The sequence below is a fragment of the Reyranella sp. genome (assembly GCF_004297405.1).
In the GTDB taxonomy this organism is placed as follows: domain Bacteria; phylum Pseudomonadota; class Alphaproteobacteria; order Reyranellales; family Reyranellaceae; genus Reyranella.
The window spans coordinates 1-17,339 of sequence record NZ_SCVC01000012.1; the positions used below are offsets into that span (position 1 = coordinate 1).

The following is a 17,339-nucleotide window of genomic DNA, read 5'->3' on the forward strand; positions in this document are numbered from 1 at the left end:
GGGTCGATCGCCGGATGGATCTGGGCGATCATTGCCCCCCTGCTGATGATCGCCGTCTATTCCTTGGTGTTCAGCACGGCCCTGACTCTGCCGCTGCCCGAAAATCTGGCCAAGAGCCAGGCCGGTTACGCCCTATTCATCTTCGGCGGCCTCATCATCTTCAATTTCTTCTCAGAGATGGCATTTCGTGCACCGATGCTGCTGCACGAGTACACCCATTTCATCAAGCAGACGATCTTTCCCAGCGACATGCTGGCGGTGATCTCGACGCTGCGCGCCACGGCCTATACGCTGATCTCCTTGGGGGTGATGCTGCTGTTCCAATTGGCGGTGATTGGCGAGCTGCCCGTGACGGTGCTGTTGCTGCCGTTCATTTTCATCCCGTTCATCGCGTTCTTGATCGGCATGTCATGGTTCCTGGCGGCTCTCGGAGCATTCACGCGCGATGCCGGCTATCTGATGATCACGATCGTGCCTCTTTTCATGTTTGCGACGCCGATTTTCTATCTGCCGTCGATGGTGCCGGCGCCCTACGATTTTTGGATGTATGGCAATGCGCTGGTTTGCTTTGTCGAAATTCTGCGCGACTTGGTGCTGGGGGGCAGATTGCCCAACATGATCCTCTACGGCTGGACATTGTTTATTTCGCTGTTCAGCTTCTATTTCGGCTACTGGTTCTTCGACAGGTATCGGAATGTCATCGTCGACGTCCTCTGAGGTCGTCGTCGAGGCGAAAAACCTCGGCAAGGCCTTCCAGCTCTATGCCCATCGCAACGACTGGCTGAAACAGGTCCTGTTCGGCTGGTGGAAAGCCTACTTCAAGCCGTTCTGGGTGCTGCGCGACATCAGCCTCGAGGTGAAGAAGGGCGAGAGCATCGGCATCCTCGGCCGCAACGGCTGCGGCAAGTCCACCCTGCTGCAGGTGGTCTGCGGCATGACGCTGCCCAGTCACGGCGAGCTGCGGGTCAATGGCCGGATCGCGCCGGTGCTGGCGCTGGGCTCGACCTTCGACATGGAGCTGTCGGGACGCGAGAACGTCCTGATCGGCGGCGCCGTGCTCGGCCTGAAGCGTTCGGAAGTGCTGCGCAAGTTCGACTCGATCGCCGAGTTCGCCGGGATCGGCGACTACATGGACCAGCCGGTGAAGCACTACTCGATGGGCATGCGTACGCGCCTTGCCTTCTCGATCTGCGCGCACGTCGAGGCCGAGATCCTGGTCGTCGACGAGGCGCTGTCGGTCGGCGATGCCGCCTTCCAGCGCAAGTGCCTCGACTGGATCGACAACTTTCGCAAGACCGGCACGCTGCTTTTCGTCTCGCATTCGATGGCGGAAGTGCGCCGCCTGTGCACGCGGGCAATCTGGATCGAGGAGGGGCGCATCCGCGAGCAGGGCGACCCCAACGACGTGATCCGCAACTATCACCGCGCATTGCTGGTCGAGAAGGACGACGTCAACCGCTTCACGGCGGGTAGGGCCGAAGCCAAGCCCGTGGCGGCAGGCGAGTAATGCGCCATGGAGCCGGGCGCCCTGGCGTGGCTCGGATTGGGCTGGTGGTCGATCGGAACGGCCGTGCATTGGGCGAGTGCCGCTCTCGCACGGGCCCCTAGGCGGACAACGGCCGCGGCGCATCACACGGCGGCCGATTTCACTGTCGTGGCACCGATGGCGGGAGCAGGGGATGCCTCCGAGGCCTATGTGCAATCGCTCCAGCGGCTCGCCCAGGCTGGTGTCGAAGTTTTGATCTGCGTCGCAACCGCAGACGACGATGCGGTATTGCCGACCAAGGCAATCTGGCCCGAGGCGCCGATCCTGGTGGGCAGCGGCGACACCTTCAATCCCAAGATGAACAATGTCCGCAAAGGACTCGAAGCCGCCCGTCGCGACGTGGTCGCGCTTTGCGATGCCGGCATCCTGGTCAGCCCTGACGAACTCTGCCGTGCTGCCGCGCCACTCTCGACCAAGGTCGGCCTCGTGTTGGCGCTGAAGGCCGCTGAGGACCCCCAAACTCTCGCCGCGGAAATCGAGCGCGCTTACATCGATGGCCATCAAGCGCGCTTCCTGCTGGCTGCCGACCGACTCGGGATCGCCGTCGCCTCGGGTGGCGTCACGCTGCTGACGAACGACACGCTCCAGCGCATCGGTAACTGGCGCGGGTTCAACCGTTGGATCGCCGACGACTATTCCGTCGTGCGCTCGGTGCGTGAGCTGGGGCTGTCCACCCAACTTGGCGAAGTCATGCCGCGTCTGCCGCTGGGCGCGCGGCCGTGGTCGGCCGTCTGGCGCCGCCAGGTCCGCTGGGCACGCACCCGTCTGCGCCTGCCGGTATGGCCTCTGGTGCTCTGGGAGCCCGCGATTGGCTGCACGGTCACCGGCGCGGTAGGGGCTGCGGCATTACTGGCAAGCGGCGTCACGCCAGGCCTGGTCGTGGTCGCTTTGCTTGCCCATCTGCTGGTCTGGCTTGCTGGGGAAAAGTGGTTCATGGCCGGGCGTCGCCTTTCGTTCGGCTGGTCGGCTGCGGGAGCAGCTTTGGTTCGTGAGGTCTTGGCGCCAGCGTTGGCAGTGTGTGCGATCGGTGGACGCCGCATCCCCTGGCGCGGCACCGATCTTGGCGGCGAGTGGCGCAGCCGTGGAAAAAGCGCTTCAAGGACATCCCTATGAGAGATGTGAATACTGGAAAGTCGATATCGACGGTCATGCTGCCGGCGCGCGTTGATTCGGTGACTGCAGCCTCGGTGGAAACGCTGTTGCTGGCTGAGGTCCGGCCGAATGCACGCATCATCGTCGACGGCAGCGACGTTACCTACATGAGCGCAGCGGGGGTGCGAACTCTTGCGACCGTGCTCCATCGCGCGGCAGAAGTAGGAGCCCGAGTCGTGCTGTGTCGCTTCTCGGGGCCGGCGGCCGATTGTCTGCTCGTCAGCGGCTTCTCGGAGCTGTTCGATGTTGCCGAGAACACCGCAGATGCTGCCAACCGGTTGAATCGCGGGTCTGTGGGCAGTCCCGCGGAGCGCTTGCACCGGCGTGGCGCCACGGGTTAATTACTGCCCCTGCTGAGGCAGGACCATGCGATGGGACGCGGCGCTGGCGATCAACGCGGCGACCGTTCCGGACGGAGACAGGGATTTGACAGTTTGGAGTTGGTTGCGCGCGACTGCGCGCCCTATCGCCATTGTCCTCGGCTTGGGCATCGGTGTTGCAGGTTGCACGGCGATCCCCGGTGACGGGCCGTGGATGGGGGGAGCCGCTGCCACCAGCACGGAAGCCCTGCCGTTCGATGTGATCGACCTCACGCCGACCACGATCGCCAGCTACAATCATTTGGCTCCCTTTGACGTACCTTCGTCAGTGAGCAACGTTTCCTCTGGCGGCCGCATTTCCGTGGCGCCGGGCGATGTGCTCAAGGTGCGCATTTTCGAGCCCTACGAAGGCAGCATCTTCCCGACCATCCAGCGACCCGGCGCCGATTTCGGTGTCCAGCGGGTGACGGACGACGGCACGATCAGCGTGCCCTTCGTCGGCACCGTCCATGTCGCGGGCATGGATCTGAGCCAGATCGAGAAGAAGATCAGCCAGCAGGTCACGGCCTCCGGCAAGGCCCAGGATCCGCAGGTGATCGTCGAATTCGTGGCCGACCGCACTCATACGGTGATGGTTTCGGGCGACGTCAAGCAGCCGGGTCGCATCTCGATGCTCGATGGCGTGCGAACCCTTGCCGAGGCAATCAGCCGGGCGGGCGGCCCCGTCGGCGGCAGTTCTCAGCCTGGTTTTGCCACCAGCCCTTCCAATCAAGTCGAAGTCGTGGTGCGCCGGCAGGGGCAGGTGATCCTCCAGACGCAGTATTCCGACCTGCTGGCCGGCCGCGACATAGCGCTCCAGAAGAACGACGAGATCGTCGTGCGCCCCAATTCGCGCGTCTACACCGTGCTGGGCGCCGTCATGAAGTCGGGCAACGTCGAGCTCTCGAAACAGAACACCAGCCTGCTCGAAGCGCTGGGCACGGTCGGCGGTCTGGCCGACCAGCGAGCAAACAAAACGGGCGTTTATGTGTTCAGAATGGGGGATTTGCAGAGAGATCCCACAGCCCGGGCCCGCGTTTTTCGACTGGACCTCTACCAGCCAGTCTCTATTTTCATTGCGCAGCAGTTCCCGATCCAGGCGCGAGATGTCATCTACGTCACGAACGCCCCACTCTACGAGTACGACAAGATCCTGACTTCGATCTATCGCACGTTCTCGATCGTGGGCATCACGAGGGGCACGGTTATCCCATCGACGTCGTTCTGATCCGGGGCGCAATCTCAGCCGATTTTTGGTATAATTCCGTATGGCGCAGGCAAAAAAATTCACATGGGGTGCGGCAGGACTGGCGGCATTGCTCGTCGTCGGCGCCATTCTCCTATGGGTAACGCCCAGTCGGCAGACCATCAGCGCTCAGGACGGGGCCCGGCAGGCGCCGCCGCTGATCTCGCGCGGATACACCGATGCTCCGTCGGGAACGGCGATCATCGCCGGCGACCCGCAGGGTGGCGGCGTTCTGATCGAGCTCAAGATCGCCGATGGCCAGAAGGTCAAGAAGGACGAGATCATCGCCGTCCTCTCGAACTACCCCAAGGCTGATATCGCGGTCCGGACGACCGAGGCCGAACTGGCCAAGACCAAGCAGCAGCGTGAAGCCATGGTCAGTGGCTTCCGCACGGCCGAGATCGCGATGCAGGAAGTCGTCGTGAAGTCCACGGCCGAGGAGCTGAAGCTCAAGAACCTCGAGATGCAGCGCTCCGGCAAGCCGCCGGACCAGAAGCAGCTTGAGCTGTCCATCTCCCAGCAGAGCCTCGAGCGTGAGCAGGCGAAGCTGCGCGTGCAGAAGGAAACGCTGCAGAGCGACCTGGCCCAGATCGACACCGAGATCTCCATCACCGAGACGAAGCTCTCCAACGCCCGCAATACCCGCGAACAGGCGCTGGTCCGCTCGCCGCTCGACGGCGTCGTGATCCAGATCTACACGCGGCAAGGCGAGCGGGTCTCCACCAATGGCATCGCCAAGATCGTGGACCTCTCGCAGCTCCGCGTGCTGGCCGATGTCGACGAACTGCAGATCGGGCGGATCTCGCCGGGCGGCAAGGTGGAGGTCACGTTCCGTGGCAGCCCGACGGTCTACAAGGGCACGATCTCGCGCGTGGCGCCGACCGTGAAGCGTATGCAGCGTATCGAGCCGGATGGTGGCTCCTCGACCGACGCGCGTGTCGTACAGGTCGAAATTCAGCTCGATGACCCCTCCAGCATGCCGCAGGTGCTGGGACGCGAGACACGCGTCACCTTCCTCTAATGGCCGTTACGCTGCCTGCCGTTCCGTCGTCGCGGCGACGGCAATGGTTCCAGTGGTGGCCGCAGTTCTCGCTGGCCCGCCTGAAGGCCGCCGCCCGGACCGCGACGGCAATGCCGCTCGGCGCCCAGCAGCTCAAGCGCCAGCGGACCAGCACGCTTCTGTCGCTCGCCGGCGTGACGGCGAGTCTGTTGGTGATCTTCGCCCAGCTCGGCATCGAACGCGCAGTCTACGATTCGGCGATCCGCCTTCATCGCTCGGTGGTGGGGGACCTCGTGCTGGTCCCTTATGGCTTCAAGTCGTTGCAGCTTCACGGTGAAGTACCGGCCGCCATGACGGATGTCGTCTCGGCCAATTCGTCGGTCGCCACGACCATGCCGTTCTGGTTCGGCGTCATGTCGATGACCCATGCCGGCATGGCGACGCCGCGCCGCATCGCCTGGTATGCCATCGACGTCGAGCGGCCAGCCATCGATGTGCCTGGCCTGCGGGAGAACCTCTACCGGCTGCGCGAAGCCCGGCGCATGCTCTACGATCGCGACTCGCGGCCCTATTTCGGCAATCTGGCCGAGTCGGTCGGGCCCGGTAAGCCGGAGTTCCAGGTGCTGGGACCGCCGGACAATCGCGGTCTCCTGCGCCAGCTTTTCGTGGTCGGAAACTTCGCTCTCGGCCCCAACGTGCTGAACGACGGCGCGATTCTCATGTCCGAGGATACGATGGCCGAGGTCTTCGGCGCCTGGTGGTCCGACCGGCCGGCCTTCATCGGTATCAAGCTCGTGAAGGGCGCCGACCCTGACGTCGTGAGGGAGGATATCAACAAGGCGCTCGCCGGCCGTGGCGAAGTCATCACCATCCGCGATTTTGAGAAGCGCGAACGCACCTATTGGTCACGCGAGACACCGGTCGGCTACATCACCGATCTCGGTTTCGTCATGGGCGTGATGATCGGCATGGTGTTCATCTACTACGCCCAGTATCAGATCATTCGCTTCTACCTGCCCGAATACGCGATCCTGAAGAGCCTGGGTTACGACTGGTGGTTCTTCCTGTTCATGATCGGCCAGATCGGCGCGGCCATCATCACGCCGGCTTTCCTGGTGGCCTTCACGCTCGGGCGCTTCGTCTACGGCGCGACCGAGGCGGCGATGCATCTCGGCATGACGATGGGGCTGCGCGAGATGGTCGTGGCGCTGGTCGCCTGCGTGATCATGACCGTGGTTTCCAGTCTCTTCGCCATCCGCCGCCTGTGGAAGGTCGATCCCATCATGCTGTTCGAGTGACCATGACGACGGACACCCACGGTTTCGGGCCGCCAGTCGTCGAGGCGGTCGATGTTCACCACCACTACGGCGAGGGGCCGCAGCGGGTCGATGTGCTGTTCGACATCAACATGCAGGTCCGCGAGGGCGAGCTGCTGATCGTCACGGGGCCGTCCGGCTCGGGCAAGACGACTTTGCTCACCATCCTCGGCACGATGCGCAAGCCGTCCGAGGGCAAGCTGCGCCTCTTGGGTACCGACATCGTGGGCCTCGGCGGAGCTGAGCTGGACACGTTGCGCAACCGTGTGCGGTTCCTGTTCCAGAAGCGCAATCTCCTGTCCTCGTTGACGGCGCTGCAGAACGTGATTGCCGGCGTCTCGACCACGCCGCTGGCCGATCCGAACTGGGATGAAAGGCGCGCGCGCCACCTGCTCGGGTTGCTGGGGCTCGCCGACAAGGCCGAAGCCTGGCCTGATGAGCTCTCTGGCGGCCAGCAGCAGCGTGTCGCCATCGCCCGCGTCATGATCGGATTGCCGGACCTCATCATCGCGGACGAGCCGACTTCGGCACTGGATCGCGTGTCCGGCCGCGTCGTGGTCGATCAACTCAAGGATCTCGCTATGCGTGCCAAGTGCGCCGTGGTGCTGTCGACGCACGATGAGCGGATCTTCGACGTCGCTTCGCGTCGCCTCCACATCGAGGATGGGCGGTGCTTCGAAGTGCCGATCCATTACCACTGACGGGCAGCAAGGAATGCTGCTCTTCTTTGTCGACCTGATCGTTCTTCTCTGTCTCCTCGCGCAGTTCGCAATCGCGGGCTACTTCCTCTACCTCATCTACTGGCTGAGGGAGTTGCCCCAGGAGCAGGGGGCTGAAGCCTCGTTGCCCGACGACCTGCCGCGTGTCCTGATCCAGATCCCGGTCTACAACGAACCATTGGTTGTCGATCGTGCCGTTGCCACCGCCGGGGCGCTCGTCTGGCCGCGCGACAGGCTCACCATACAGCTCCTCGACGACAGCAACGATCTCACTTCGGATATCGCCGTCCATGCCGTGGCTCGTCTGCGCCGGGACGGTATCGACGCCCATCATATCCGTCGTAACGATCGCAGCGGCTTCAAGGCGGGTGCCCTGGCCGCCGGTCTGGAACTCAACGACGCGCCTTATGTTGCGGTGTTCGACGCCGACTTCGTGCCGCCACCCGATTGGCTCGGGCGCACGATGGCCGCGATGCTGGCCAATCCGCGGGCGGCCTTCGTGCAGACCCGCATCGAATGGGGCAATGGCGACAGCAACTGGCTGACCCGCGCCCAGCGGCTCATGCAGGATGCGCACTTCGCGGTAGAGCAGGATGTGCGTGCACGGCGTGGTGTGCCCTTCCAGTTCAATGGCACGGGTGGCATCTGGCGCCGTGCGGCCGTCGAGGAGGCGGGCGGCTGGTCGCACGACACGCTGTCGGAGGATCTCGACCTCGTGCTGCGGACCTACCTCAAGGGCTGGACCGGCGTTTTCCTCATGGAGCCGCATGTCGTCGGCGAGCTGCCGCAGAAGGTCGACGAGTTCGGCACCCAGCAAAGCCGCTGGTCCAAGGGCTTCGTCCAGGTCGCGCGCAAGCTCCTGGTGCCGATCTGGAATGCCGCCGATTGGTCAACGGAAGCCAAGTTCACGACCACGGTGGCACTCGGCCAGCAGCTCATCTTTCCGTTGCTGGCCGTCGGTATCGTCGGTCTGGTCATCTCGATCCTGGGCCACGGCAAGCTGCTGGGGCTGTTCCGTTTTGGCCTCTGGCTATGGCTGATCGGCATGCTTGTCGTGCTGTTCGGCATGACCTGGGGGGCCTATCGTCGCCTGCAGCGAGGTGATCTGGTGCGCTACCTGGTCACGGCGGCGAGCGTGCCGGCGCTGATCGTGTACCTTGCCTTCGTCAATACCGCGTCGATCGTCGGTGCGGGTTTTGGCAAGAAGACCGAGTTCAAACGTACGCCGAAGACGGGCACCTGAGCGAGTTATGTCAGTACTCTTGGCGACCCTGGCCCTCCTGCTCGCCGCGATCTTCGCAGTGTGCTGCGTGCTGCTCGCGTCCTTCATCGGCAGCTTGCTCTACATGGTGGTGCTGCATCACCGGCTGAAGGAAGCAGGGTTGCGCCGCGAGGAGACGCTGCTCGCCACGCCATTGCCGCCGGATGCGGAGCTGCCGCATGTCGTGGTGCAGATCCCGTCGTTCAACGAAGGAGCCGTCGTGCGCCGCGGTGCTGAGTCGGCCGCTGACCTCGACTGGCCACGCGACAAGCTGCACATCCAGCTTCTCGACGACAGCACCGACGAGACCGCCGAGATGGTGCGCGCCGTGGCGTCCGAGTTGCGCGCCAAGGGCTTCGATGTGGTGGCGCTGCAGCGCACCGATCGTAGCGGCTACAAGGGCGGGGCCTTGCATGAGGCGATGCAGAAGACGCCCTACGACTACTTCGCGATCTTCGACGTCGATTACATCCCGCCGCCCGATTTTCTGCGTGTCTGCATGCGGCCCTTCTTTGCCGAGCCCAAGACGGCTTTCGTGCAGGCCCGCTTCGACTTCCTCAATCCGCACGAGAACGCCCTCACCGAGATGCAGATGGTGACGCTCGACGCCCATCTCGGCATCGAGCAGGCGACGCGATGCTGGGCCGGCCATCCGCTGCCCTTCAACGGCACCTGTGGGATCTGGCAACGCGCGGCGATCGAGGCCGGCGGCGGCTGGAAGGGCGATACCGTCACTGAGGATCTCGATCTCACCTACCGCGGCTGGGTGAAGGGCTGGCGGGCGCTGTTCCTGACCAGCGTCGGTGTGCCGGGCGAATTGCCGGCCGACACCAAAACCTGGCTGCGTCAGCAGCAGCGGTGGCAGGACGGCTTCCGCCATGTCTCCTGGCGCATGTTTCCCGAGATCCTGAAGAGCCGCACCATCACACCTGCGGCCAAGGGCGCGGCGCTCCTGCACCTCTGTATGTCGCTCAATCAGCCGGTGCTGCTGGTTGGCGTTGCCGCCGGTCTGCTGGCGGCCCTGCTGGCGCCGTCGCTGATCCCGCTGCTGCTGACGCTGTTCATCATCACCTTCGCCTGGGTGCTGTTCTGCGCCACGACCTTCCTGCGCGCCGGCCACAACTTCATTCGCGGCGGCGAAATCCCGCCGGGCGAGTTCGCGATTGTCCTTCTGCGTTTCGTCGGCGGTCAGGCCGCGACGGTGATCCGCTCGCTCGGCGTCCACGTCAAGAAGCTATTCAGCAAGCCCAAGCCCGTCGTCTTCGACCGCACGCCCAAGCGCGGTACCTGAACCAGAATCAGGCGAGGATGCTTTCGCGCAGCAGCGGATGATGTGCGCAGCGCAGGCCACCACCCGTCGCGATGGGACCGTCGAAGGGCTGGGGAATGACCTCGACCTTGCGCCGTTTCAGTTCGTCGATGACGCGAGCATTTTCAGCATCGACGATGGCATGCCCTTCTTCGAGGACCAGGCAGTTGGTGGCGAGTAGCGTCGCTTCTTCGACGGAGACCTCGATCTTGTCCCAGTCGCGCAACGACATGGGCAGGCCGTCGATCAGCTTTTGCGGGCAGTAGATCAGCAGGCCCGGCTTGACCAACGCCATCGCGCAATCGAGGTGCAGCACATTGGAGCGCAGAGCCACGGGGATCACGCGGTACCGGTCGCCCAGCAGCGCTTGCAGCCAGTCGGCGCCGGCCAGATCGGAGGCGCAGCCCGAGATGCCAACATAGATTTCGTAGCCATTGAGCAGCGTATCACCGCCCTCGAGGAACGGTCCGTCGACGCAGCCGGGCGAGCCCAGCGGCACGCTGGACCAACGGGCGCCGCGTTGCTGGACGACCTGCTGAATGATTGGCCGCAGACCATAGCGCTCGCGCTGCCGGCACTTCAGCCGCAACGACGCGTCGATGACGTGATGGCCGACGACGATCATACCGTCGCGCGGGAAAAGCTGGGCGCCTTCACCGTTGGGCGCCATGAAGACGCGTTCTTCGCCCTTCAGTTGCTCGGGACGATGGACGGTGACGCCTTGGTGCGCCACCAACTCGGCCAACGCATCGGCCTGACGCTCGATGAGCTTTGCCCTCTCCGGATCGACGTCGATCAGGCGCTTGCCGACATAGGCGCGGCTGAAGTCGGCCCCGTCGGGCGTCAACCAGCGCTGCGAAGGCTCATGGAAAACGACGAAATCCTCGGCGGGCGAAATCCCGATGACGACCTCGCGCAGCTTGCCCCACTCGTGATGAGCGCCGAACAGCATCCGTCAGACGCGCGCGTAGATGTCTTCGTAGCGGACGATATCGTCTTCCTCGACATAGTCGCCGGTCTGAACCTCGACCACTTCCAGCAGGTCGGGGCCGGGATTGGCGAGGCGGTGGATGCCGCCGATCGGGATGTAGGTCGATTCGTTCTCGTGCAGCGTCGTGATCTGGCCGTCGAGCGTCACCTCGGCGACACCCTTCACGACCACCCAATGCTCGGCGCGGCGGTTATGGCTCTGCAGGCTGAGCTTGGCACCGGGATTGACCGTAAGCCGCTTGGCGCGGAAGCGCTCGCCGCGGTCGATGTCCTGGTAGCTGCCCCACGGGCGGTGGATCACCGCATGCTCGGTGGCGGCGCGGTGGTTGCCGTCCGACATACGCTGCACCACGTCCTTCAGGCGCGGGAGGTTGTCGCGATGGCCAACCAGCACGGCGTCGTTCATCGCCACGACCACGACATCCTCGACGCCGATCACCGCCGTCAGCGGCCCATCGGAGCGGATGTAGGAGTTGCGCACATGGTCGATCTCGACCGGACCTTCGGTGACGTTGCCGGCGCTATCGGACTCGCCGACATCGAGCAGCGCGTCCCAGGTGCCGAGATCAGACCAGCGGAACTTGGCCGGCACCACCCAGCACTTGTCGGTGCGTTCCATCACGGCATAGTCGATCGACTTAGCCGGCGCCTTGGCGAAGGCCTCGGCGTCGAGGAACACCGTCGAACCGGTCTTTCTGGCTTTGGCAACGGCCTCTTCGGCCGCGGCGGCCATGGCAGGCTCGAAGCGCACCATTTCCGAGAGCATCAGTTCGGGGGGGAAGAGGAAGTTGCCGCTATTCCACAGAAGGCCCTCGGCGATGTAGCGCAGTGCCGTCTGGGCATTGGGCTTTTCGACGAAGGCGGCGACCTTCTGCACTGGGCCGATGCGCTCGCTGCCCGGCCGGATGTAGCCGTAGTCGGTCTTGGGTTCCGTCGGCGGAATGCCAAAGGTCACGATGCCGCCCTGCTGCACGGCGTTGAGGCCATCGCGGCAGCCCCCCAGAAACTCTTCCGCGCCGATCACCAGATGGTCCGAGGCCAACGCCAGCACGGCCTTGGCACCGAGGTTGCGGGTGTAGACGGCGGCGGCAGCCATGGCCGGGCCGGAATCGCGGCGCGACGGCTCGACCAGGATGTCGATCTCGATGCCGACCTCGCTGGCCTGCTTCTCGGCCATGAAACGATAGGCATCGTTGGTCGCGATGACTGGCCGACTGAACAGGCCGCGATCGGCGACGCGTACCAGAGTCTGCTGGAAGGTCGATTGCTTGCCCAGCAACGGCACGAACTGCTTGGGCATGCTCTCGCGCGACAGCGGCCACAGGCGCTTGCCGGAGCCTCCGACCAGGATGACGGGCGTGATCTGAGCCATGGCGACTGCTTTCGTTTTAACGGGCGGCCGAGGCCGCATGTTGGGCCGCGATATAACCGAAGGTGAGGGCCGGGCCAATGGTGATGCCCGCACCCGGATAGGTGCCGCCCATGACACTGGTCATGTCGTTACCTGCGGCATACAGGCCGCGAATAGGGGCTCCCGTGCCGTCGAGTACGCGGGCATGGCCGTCGACCCTCAACCCCAGGAAAGTGCCGATATCGCCGGGGATCATTTTCATGGCGTAGAACGGCGCTTGCACGAGCGGTGCGAGACAGGGATTGGGCCCGTGGGTCGGATCGCCGTTGAAGCGGTGATACGCGTCAGTGCCCTTGCCGAATTCGGGATCCGTTCCGCGTGCAGCGTGCGTATTGAATTGCTCGACGGTGTCTTGCAGGGCGTCTGCGGAGACTCCGAGCTTACCTGCCAGTTCCTTCCAGCTTCCCGCACTCAGCAGATAGCTATTACGGAGGTGCGGCCCGAGCGGCAGAGGCGCCGGGCCGATGGCGCCCATGCCGTAGCGCCTGATCGCGCGATGGTCACAGATCAGCCAGCAGCTCGTTTCGGCGCGACCACGGCAGGCTTCGACCATGGCCGGTACGAAGTCATGATAGGAGGCGGACTCGTTGGTGAACCGTCGGCCTGTCGCATCGACAGCGATGTAGCCGGGTTTGCCGCGTTCGTAGAAGTGCGGAAAGGGCAGGGTCGATCCATTAGGTTGCGGCACCAGTGAGACCGGTACCCAGGCCGCGGCATATGCCACATCCTCTGCCATCGTGCCGCCTGCCGACTGGCCGAGCCGAATGCCATCACCTCGATTGCCCGGCGGTGGCGCCGAGCGGTGCGCATGCCCTTCGCGCACATGGCCGTAGTAACGGCGCTTCAGATCGTCGTCGGCCGGGAAGCCGCCGCAGGCCAGCACGACACCATGGCGTGCACGGATCTCCTGCCGCTGGCCGTTGCGCTGCACGATCGCACCGATAACGGCGCCGTCGCGCTGCATCAACTCGATCACCGGACTCTCAAGCCAGAGATCGATGCCACGCTCCTGGGCGGAAAGTGCCAATCCTGCGATCAGGGCATTGCCGTTGGTGAGGCGTGTGCCGCGCTCGTGGTTGAGGCGATCGACGGCATAGCGCGCCGTCATGCCCGCCACATGAAGCGCCGAGCGGGCGGAGCGCGTCATGCGGAAGACATGCGGCAGGTCGTTGCGGCCGAGCATCATGCCGCCGAACGCCATCATGGTGCGCAATGGCGCGCGCAGCTCGGCGAAGCGCTTACCGAGACGGCGTCCATCGAATGGGAGAGGGAGCAGCGATCGGCCGCCCTGCGCGGCGCCCGCCTTGGTCGGATGGTAATCCGCCCAGATCGGCACTGCCTCGTAGCGGACATAGGTGTTCTTCTCGATGAACTCGACGGCCGGATTGCAGTTGTCGAGGAAGGCGTTGGCGAGTTCGAGATTGAGCCGGTTGCCTGCTTCCTGCTGGAGGTAGGTAAGAGCTTCTTCTTTCGAGTCGGCGATGCCCAACGCGCGGCCGTGCCGGTTGCTAGGGATCCAGATTACGCCGGCAGAGTAGGCCGTGGTGCCGCCGAACTGAGGTTCTTTCTCGACCATCAGCACGCTCAGGCCTGCATGTGAGGCGGTGAGTGCCGCCGAAAAGCCGGCAGCGCCCGAGCCAACGACGAGGAGGTCAGTTTCGATCATCGTTTGCCTTCGCGGCCGAGATTCTCCTCGCGCCGCCGTTTGGCCTCGTTTTCCACCGCTTCGGCCAGCGCCGGGATGTGCGAGGCGATCTCGTAGAAGTCGCTGGCGTAGAGGACCAACAGGGTCGTCGGCCGCGTCGTCGCGACGGAGGCGGCGCGTGGCTGGCGATTGAGCAGCGCCATTTCGCCGAAGAACGCACCGTCGTCCAACCGCACGGAGCCGCCGGTCGGCAGTCGCACCTCGACCTCGCCGTTTGAGATGAAGAACATCGAGTCGCCGGGATCGCCTCGGCGCAGCACCGTCACGTGGGCCGGGTAGTAGCGCGTGCGCAGCTTGCCCACGATCTCCGACAAGGTGACGACGCCGAGCGATGCGAAGATCGGCACCCGCGAAACCTGGTCCCAGACACGCAGGTACTCGCGCCGCCGTTCCTCCTGGGCAAAGCCAGTCGCGAGCACGCCGGTCATCAACGCGAGCACCGCGATGCCGCTGATCATGAGCAGCGAGCCGATCATGCGACCGCCAGCGGTGAGTGGTACGACGTCGCCGTAGCCCGTGGTGGTCAGCGTGACGACGGCCCACCACATGGCATTGGGCAGGTTGCCGAAAGCTTCAGGTTGCTTCACCCGCTCGAACATGTGCGCGGCGGTGGCGGCGGCCATCAGCAGGATGGCGAAGACGATCAGGACGCTCGCGATCGGCGCACGCTCGTTCGAGATCACGCGCGCAAGGGTGCCGAAGGCCGGCGCATGCAGGCCTAGCTTCAAGATCCAGAGGATGCAGAAGACCGAAGCCGTATCTGCGCCACTGATGCTGTACCCGCCCGTCATCATGACGACCGGCATGATCGCCAGCAGGCCGATCAGACCGGGAAGAGAAACAATCCAATGCAGCCGCGCCCTGGTGGGTGACTTGTCGACGTAAGCGGGTATCTCAGGGGCAACCCAGAGGCGGGCCAGGTACTCCACCAGGAAGATTATCGTGACGATCCAGATCGCCCCGCGCAGATAGACGCGGTGTCCCGACGCGAATTCGTCGATCGAGAGCAGAATTACCGCCAGCAGGCCGACAGCCAGGACGGTCAGATGGAAGGTCCGCCAGCGCCGCGCAGCGGGGCTGGGCTCGGAAGGGCGCAGGACCGAGAAAACCTGCCATCGGAGTTTCTTTGACGCGGCCGTCACAGAGCGACCATAGGCGGCTTGGCCTGCCAATTGCAACGAAAGGAGGCCCGGTCTACGGTCGCGCCCGCGTCGCGGTAAGAGGTATCTGATCAAGGTGGCTAACGATTTGCGAATCGCCGTCGATATCGGCGGCACTTTCACGGATGTGGTGTTGGAAGAGGGGACCCGGCGGCTCACACGCAAGCTGCTGACGACACCCCAGCGGCCTGAGGAGGCGGTGCTCCAAGGCGTCCGCCTGATCCTGGGCGATGCCGGCAAGGGTTTCGGCGACATCGCCGTGTTCGTGCACGGCACGACACTCGCGACCAACGCCGTCATCGAACGGCGCGGCGCACGCACGGCACTTGTCGCGACGGAAGGCTTCCGCGATGTCCTCGATATCGCCAACGAAAGTCGCTACGACCAGTACGATCTCACCATCGAAAAGCCCAGGCCCCTGGTGCCCCGTGCGCTGCGCTTCACGGTCCCGGAGCGCATGGACGTGCATGGCAAGGTTCGGCTGCCGCTCGACGAGGCCGCTGTCCGCGAACTCGCCAAGCAGCTCAGGGCCGAAGGCATCGAAAGCGTTGCCGTCGCTTTCATGCACTCCTACGTCAACCCTGCCCACGAGCGGCGAGTGCGTGACGTCCTGAAGGCGGAGTTGCCCGATCTCTGGGTGACGCTCTCCAGTGAAGTCTGCCCCGAGGTGCGCGAGTACGAGCGCACGTCGACGGCTGTCGCCAATGCCTATGTGCAGCCGCTGATGGATTCCTATCTTGCGCGTATGCAGGCGGCCTTCGTCACTGAAAAATTCAAGGGCACAATCTATCTCGTGACGTCCGGCGGCGGTCTCACCGCCATCGAGACGGCGCGACGTTTCCCGGTACGTCTGGTCGAATCAGGCCCGGCCGGTGGCGCAATCTTTGCTGCACAGGTCGCGGCCCGCGCTGGCGAGAAGCGGGCGCTGAGCTACGACATGGGTGGCACCACGGCCAAGATTTGCCTGATCGACGACTACCAGCCGCACACGGCGCGGCTGTTCGAGGTCGACCGTGCCGCGCGCTTTCTCAAGGGCTCGGGCCTGCCGGTGCGCATCCCGGTCATCGAGATGGTCGAGATCGGTGCAGGCGGCGGCTCGATTGCGCGACTCGATGCATTGAAGCGGGTCACTGTGGGGCCGGAGAGCGCGGGCGCGGAACCGGGACCGGCTTGCTATGGTCGCGGTGGTCGGCATCCCGCCGTCACCGACGCCAACGTCGTGCTGGGTACGATCGATCCTGCGCATTTCGCGGGTGGCTCGATTGCGCTCGATATCGAGGCGGCCCGCGGGGCACTGGAGCGCGACGTGGCCGAAGGCATCGGGCTTTCGACCGAGATGGGCGCCTATGCCATCTATGAGATGGTGTCGGAAAACATGGCGAGCGCCGCGCGTGTGCATGCGGCCGAGCGTGGTGCGGTCGTCAACCAGTATGCCTTAGTAGCGTTTGGTGGTGGTGCGCCGCTGCATGCCGCACGGGTCGCCGAAAAGATCGGTGTCCAACGTGTGATTGTGCCGCCCAATGCCGGTGTCGGTTCGGCGGTGGGCTTCCTGGCCGCCCCTGTGTCCTACGAGCTGGTACGCAGCCGCTACATGCGCCTCGACACGTTCGAGGCTGCCGCGGCAACCGAACTCCTGAGCGAGATGAGCGCCGAGGCAACAGCTCTCGTGGCACCGGGTGCGCGGGGCCTGCCGATGTTCGAACGTCGTGTCGCGTTCATGCGCTATGTGGGACAGGGCCATGAGATCATGGTGACCCTGCCGCAGCGGCCGCTCACCGAGGCGGATACGCAGGCGCTGCGCGAGGCCTATGAGAAGGACTATGCCGTCCTGTTCGAACGGCACATTCCCAACGCTGCCATCGAGGTCCTGAGCTGGTCGGTGCAGGTTTCGACCGAGGCCAAGCGGCCGGAAGTGCAGGGCAAGGCGGGGACGGCGCCTGTACCCAAGCCCGTAGGCCGACGGCCAGTGTTCGACGGCCGCAGCGGCAAATCGGCCGAGGTGCCGGTGTACCGCCGCGAGAGCCTGCCGCCGGGGAGCGTATTCCCGGGGCCGGCGATCGTCGCCGAGGACGAGACCTCGACCTTTATTTCCGCGAGTTTTGCCGCGCATATCGATGCGTCCGGCTGTATCGTCATGGATCGCAAGGACGCGTGAGGAACCACCG

At 64.5% G+C, this 17,339-nt stretch carries 15 protein-coding genes; 11 read left to right on the forward strand and 4 right to left on the reverse strand.

What is annotated here, in order from left to right; genetic code table 11:
• The 10 genes from EPO50_RS09805 to EPO50_RS09850 all read left to right on the forward strand — a co-directional run.
• Positions 1–717 (forward strand): ABC transporter permease (locus tag EPO50_RS09805; RefSeq protein WP_296343418.1); only part of this gene is annotated, 717 nt, incomplete at its 5' end.
• Positions 695–1,507 carry an ABC transporter ATP-binding protein gene (locus EPO50_RS09810; RefSeq protein ID WP_296343420.1) on the forward strand — a complete coding sequence of 271 codons (813 nt, stop codon included), beginning with the start codon at positions 695–697 and terminating at the stop codon, positions 1,505–1,507. The genes EPO50_RS09805 and EPO50_RS09810, both read left to right, overlap by 23 nt.
• A 6-nt stretch (positions 1,508–1,513) precedes the next feature.
• Positions 1,514–2,659, forward strand: coding sequence for a glycosyltransferase (locus EPO50_RS09815; RefSeq protein ID WP_296343422.1), 1,146 nt, complete (start codon positions 1,514–1,516; stop codon positions 2,657–2,659).
• Positions 2,656–3,039 carry an STAS domain-containing protein gene (locus EPO50_RS09820; protein WP_296343425.1) on the forward strand — a complete coding sequence of 128 codons (384 nt, stop codon included), beginning with the start codon at positions 2,656–2,658 and terminating at the stop codon, positions 3,037–3,039. The genes EPO50_RS09815 and EPO50_RS09820 overlap by 4 nt, the downstream gene beginning before the upstream one ends.
• A gap of 85 nt (positions 3,040–3,124) precedes the next feature.
• The gene (locus EPO50_RS09825) at positions 3,125–4,285 is read left to right on the forward strand and encodes a polysaccharide biosynthesis/export family protein (protein ID WP_296343428.1); all 1,161 of its coding nucleotides are present in this window, start codon (positions 3,125–3,127) and stop codon (positions 4,283–4,285) included.
• A 40-nt stretch (positions 4,286–4,325) separates the two neighbouring features.
• Entirely contained in the window at positions 4,326–5,324 is a 999-nt protein-coding gene (locus tag EPO50_RS09830) for an efflux RND transporter periplasmic adaptor subunit (RefSeq protein WP_296343430.1), read from the forward strand.
• Positions 5,324–6,601, forward strand: coding sequence for an ABC transporter permease (locus EPO50_RS09835; protein ID WP_296343432.1), 1,278 nt, complete (start codon positions 5,324–5,326; stop codon positions 6,599–6,601). The genes EPO50_RS09830 and EPO50_RS09835 overlap by 1 nt, the downstream gene beginning before the upstream one ends.
• A 2-nt stretch (positions 6,602–6,603) precedes the next feature.
• Positions 6,604–7,320, forward strand: coding sequence for an ABC transporter ATP-binding protein (locus EPO50_RS09840; RefSeq protein ID WP_043283678.1), 717 nt, complete (start codon positions 6,604–6,606; stop codon positions 7,318–7,320).
• Between the two features lie 13 nt (positions 7,321–7,333).
• Positions 7,334–8,581, forward strand: a complete 1,248-nt coding sequence (locus EPO50_RS09845; protein ID WP_296343436.1) for a glycosyltransferase family 2 protein — start codon at positions 7,334–7,336, stop codon at positions 8,579–8,581.
• Between the two features lie 7 nt (positions 8,582–8,588).
• A complete protein-coding gene (locus EPO50_RS09850) occupies positions 8,589–9,890 on the forward strand; it encodes a glycosyltransferase family 2 protein (protein WP_296343438.1) in 1,302 nt (433 codons plus the stop codon).
• Positions 9,891–9,897: 7 nt separating this feature from the next.
• Here EPO50_RS09850 and EPO50_RS09855 read toward each other — a convergent pair whose 3' ends face one another.
• The 4 genes from EPO50_RS09855 to EPO50_RS09870 are packed head-to-tail and all read right to left on the reverse strand — an operon-like array spanning position 9,898 to position 15,156.
• The gene (locus tag EPO50_RS09855; RefSeq protein WP_296343440.1) at positions 9,898–10,860 is read right to left on the reverse strand and encodes a hypothetical protein; all 963 of its coding nucleotides are present in this window, start codon (positions 10,858–10,860) and stop codon (positions 9,898–9,900) included.
• A 3-nt stretch (positions 10,861–10,863) separates the two neighbouring features.
• A complete protein-coding gene (locus tag EPO50_RS09860) occupies positions 10,864–12,270 on the reverse strand; it encodes a mannose-1-phosphate guanylyltransferase/mannose-6-phosphate isomerase (RefSeq protein ID WP_296343442.1) in 1,407 nt (468 codons plus the stop codon).
• A gap of 16 nt (positions 12,271–12,286) precedes the next feature.
• Positions 12,287–13,975 (reverse strand): FAD-dependent oxidoreductase, encoded by a 1,689-nt coding sequence (locus EPO50_RS09865; protein WP_296343444.1) that lies wholly within the window; start codon positions 13,973–13,975, stop codon positions 12,287–12,289.
• Positions 13,972–15,156, reverse strand: a complete 1,185-nt coding sequence (locus EPO50_RS09870; RefSeq protein WP_296343446.1) for a cyclic nucleotide-gated ion channel — start codon at positions 15,154–15,156, stop codon at positions 13,972–13,974. Before EPO50_RS09870 ends, EPO50_RS09865 begins: the two co-directional genes overlap by 4 nt.
• An 88-nt stretch (positions 15,157–15,244) precedes the next feature.
• Here EPO50_RS09870 and EPO50_RS09875 point away from each other — a divergent pair, with 88 nt between their 5' ends.
• Entirely contained in the window at positions 15,245–17,329 is a 2,085-nt protein-coding gene (locus tag EPO50_RS09875) for a hydantoinase/oxoprolinase family protein (RefSeq protein WP_296344189.1), read from the forward strand.
• Positions 17,330–17,339 lie beyond the last annotated feature (10 nt).

Bases quoted from the DNA above. Each gene is read 5' to 3' on its own strand.
- EPO50_RS09840 (WP_043283678.1), top strand. From the start codon at position 6,604: ATGACGACGGACACCCACGGTTTCGGGCCGCCAGTCGTCGAGGCGGTC.
- EPO50_RS09815 (WP_296343422.1), top strand. From the start codon at position 1,514: ATGGAGCCGGGCGCCCTGGCGTGGCTCGGATTGGGCTGGTGGTCGATC.
- EPO50_RS09860 (WP_296343442.1), bottom strand. From the start codon at position 12,270: ATGGCTCAGATCACGCCCGTCATCCTGGTCGGAGGCTCCGGCAAGCGC.
- EPO50_RS09845 (WP_296343436.1), top strand. From the start codon at position 7,334: ATGCTGCTCTTCTTTGTCGACCTGATCGTTCTTCTCTGTCTCCTCGCG.
- EPO50_RS09865 (WP_296343444.1), bottom strand. From the start codon at position 13,975: ATGATCGAAACTGACCTCCTCGTCGTTGGCTCGGGCGCTGCCGGCTTT.
- EPO50_RS09835 (WP_296343432.1), top strand. From the start codon at position 5,324: ATGGCCGTTACGCTGCCTGCCGTTCCGTCGTCGCGGCGACGGCAATGG.
- EPO50_RS09810 (WP_296343420.1), top strand. From the start codon at position 695: ATGTCATCGTCGACGTCCTCTGAGGTCGTCGTCGAGGCGAAAAACCTC.
- EPO50_RS09855 (WP_296343440.1), bottom strand. From the start codon at position 10,860: ATGCTGTTCGGCGCTCATCACGAGTGGGGCAAGCTGCGCGAGGTCGTC.
- EPO50_RS09820 (WP_296343425.1), top strand. From the start codon at position 2,656: ATGAGAGATGTGAATACTGGAAAGTCGATATCGACGGTCATGCTGCCG.
- EPO50_RS09850 (WP_296343438.1), top strand. From the start codon at position 8,589: ATGTCAGTACTCTTGGCGACCCTGGCCCTCCTGCTCGCCGCGATCTTC.
- EPO50_RS09830 (WP_296343430.1), top strand. From the start codon at position 4,326: ATGGCGCAGGCAAAAAAATTCACATGGGGTGCGGCAGGACTGGCGGCA.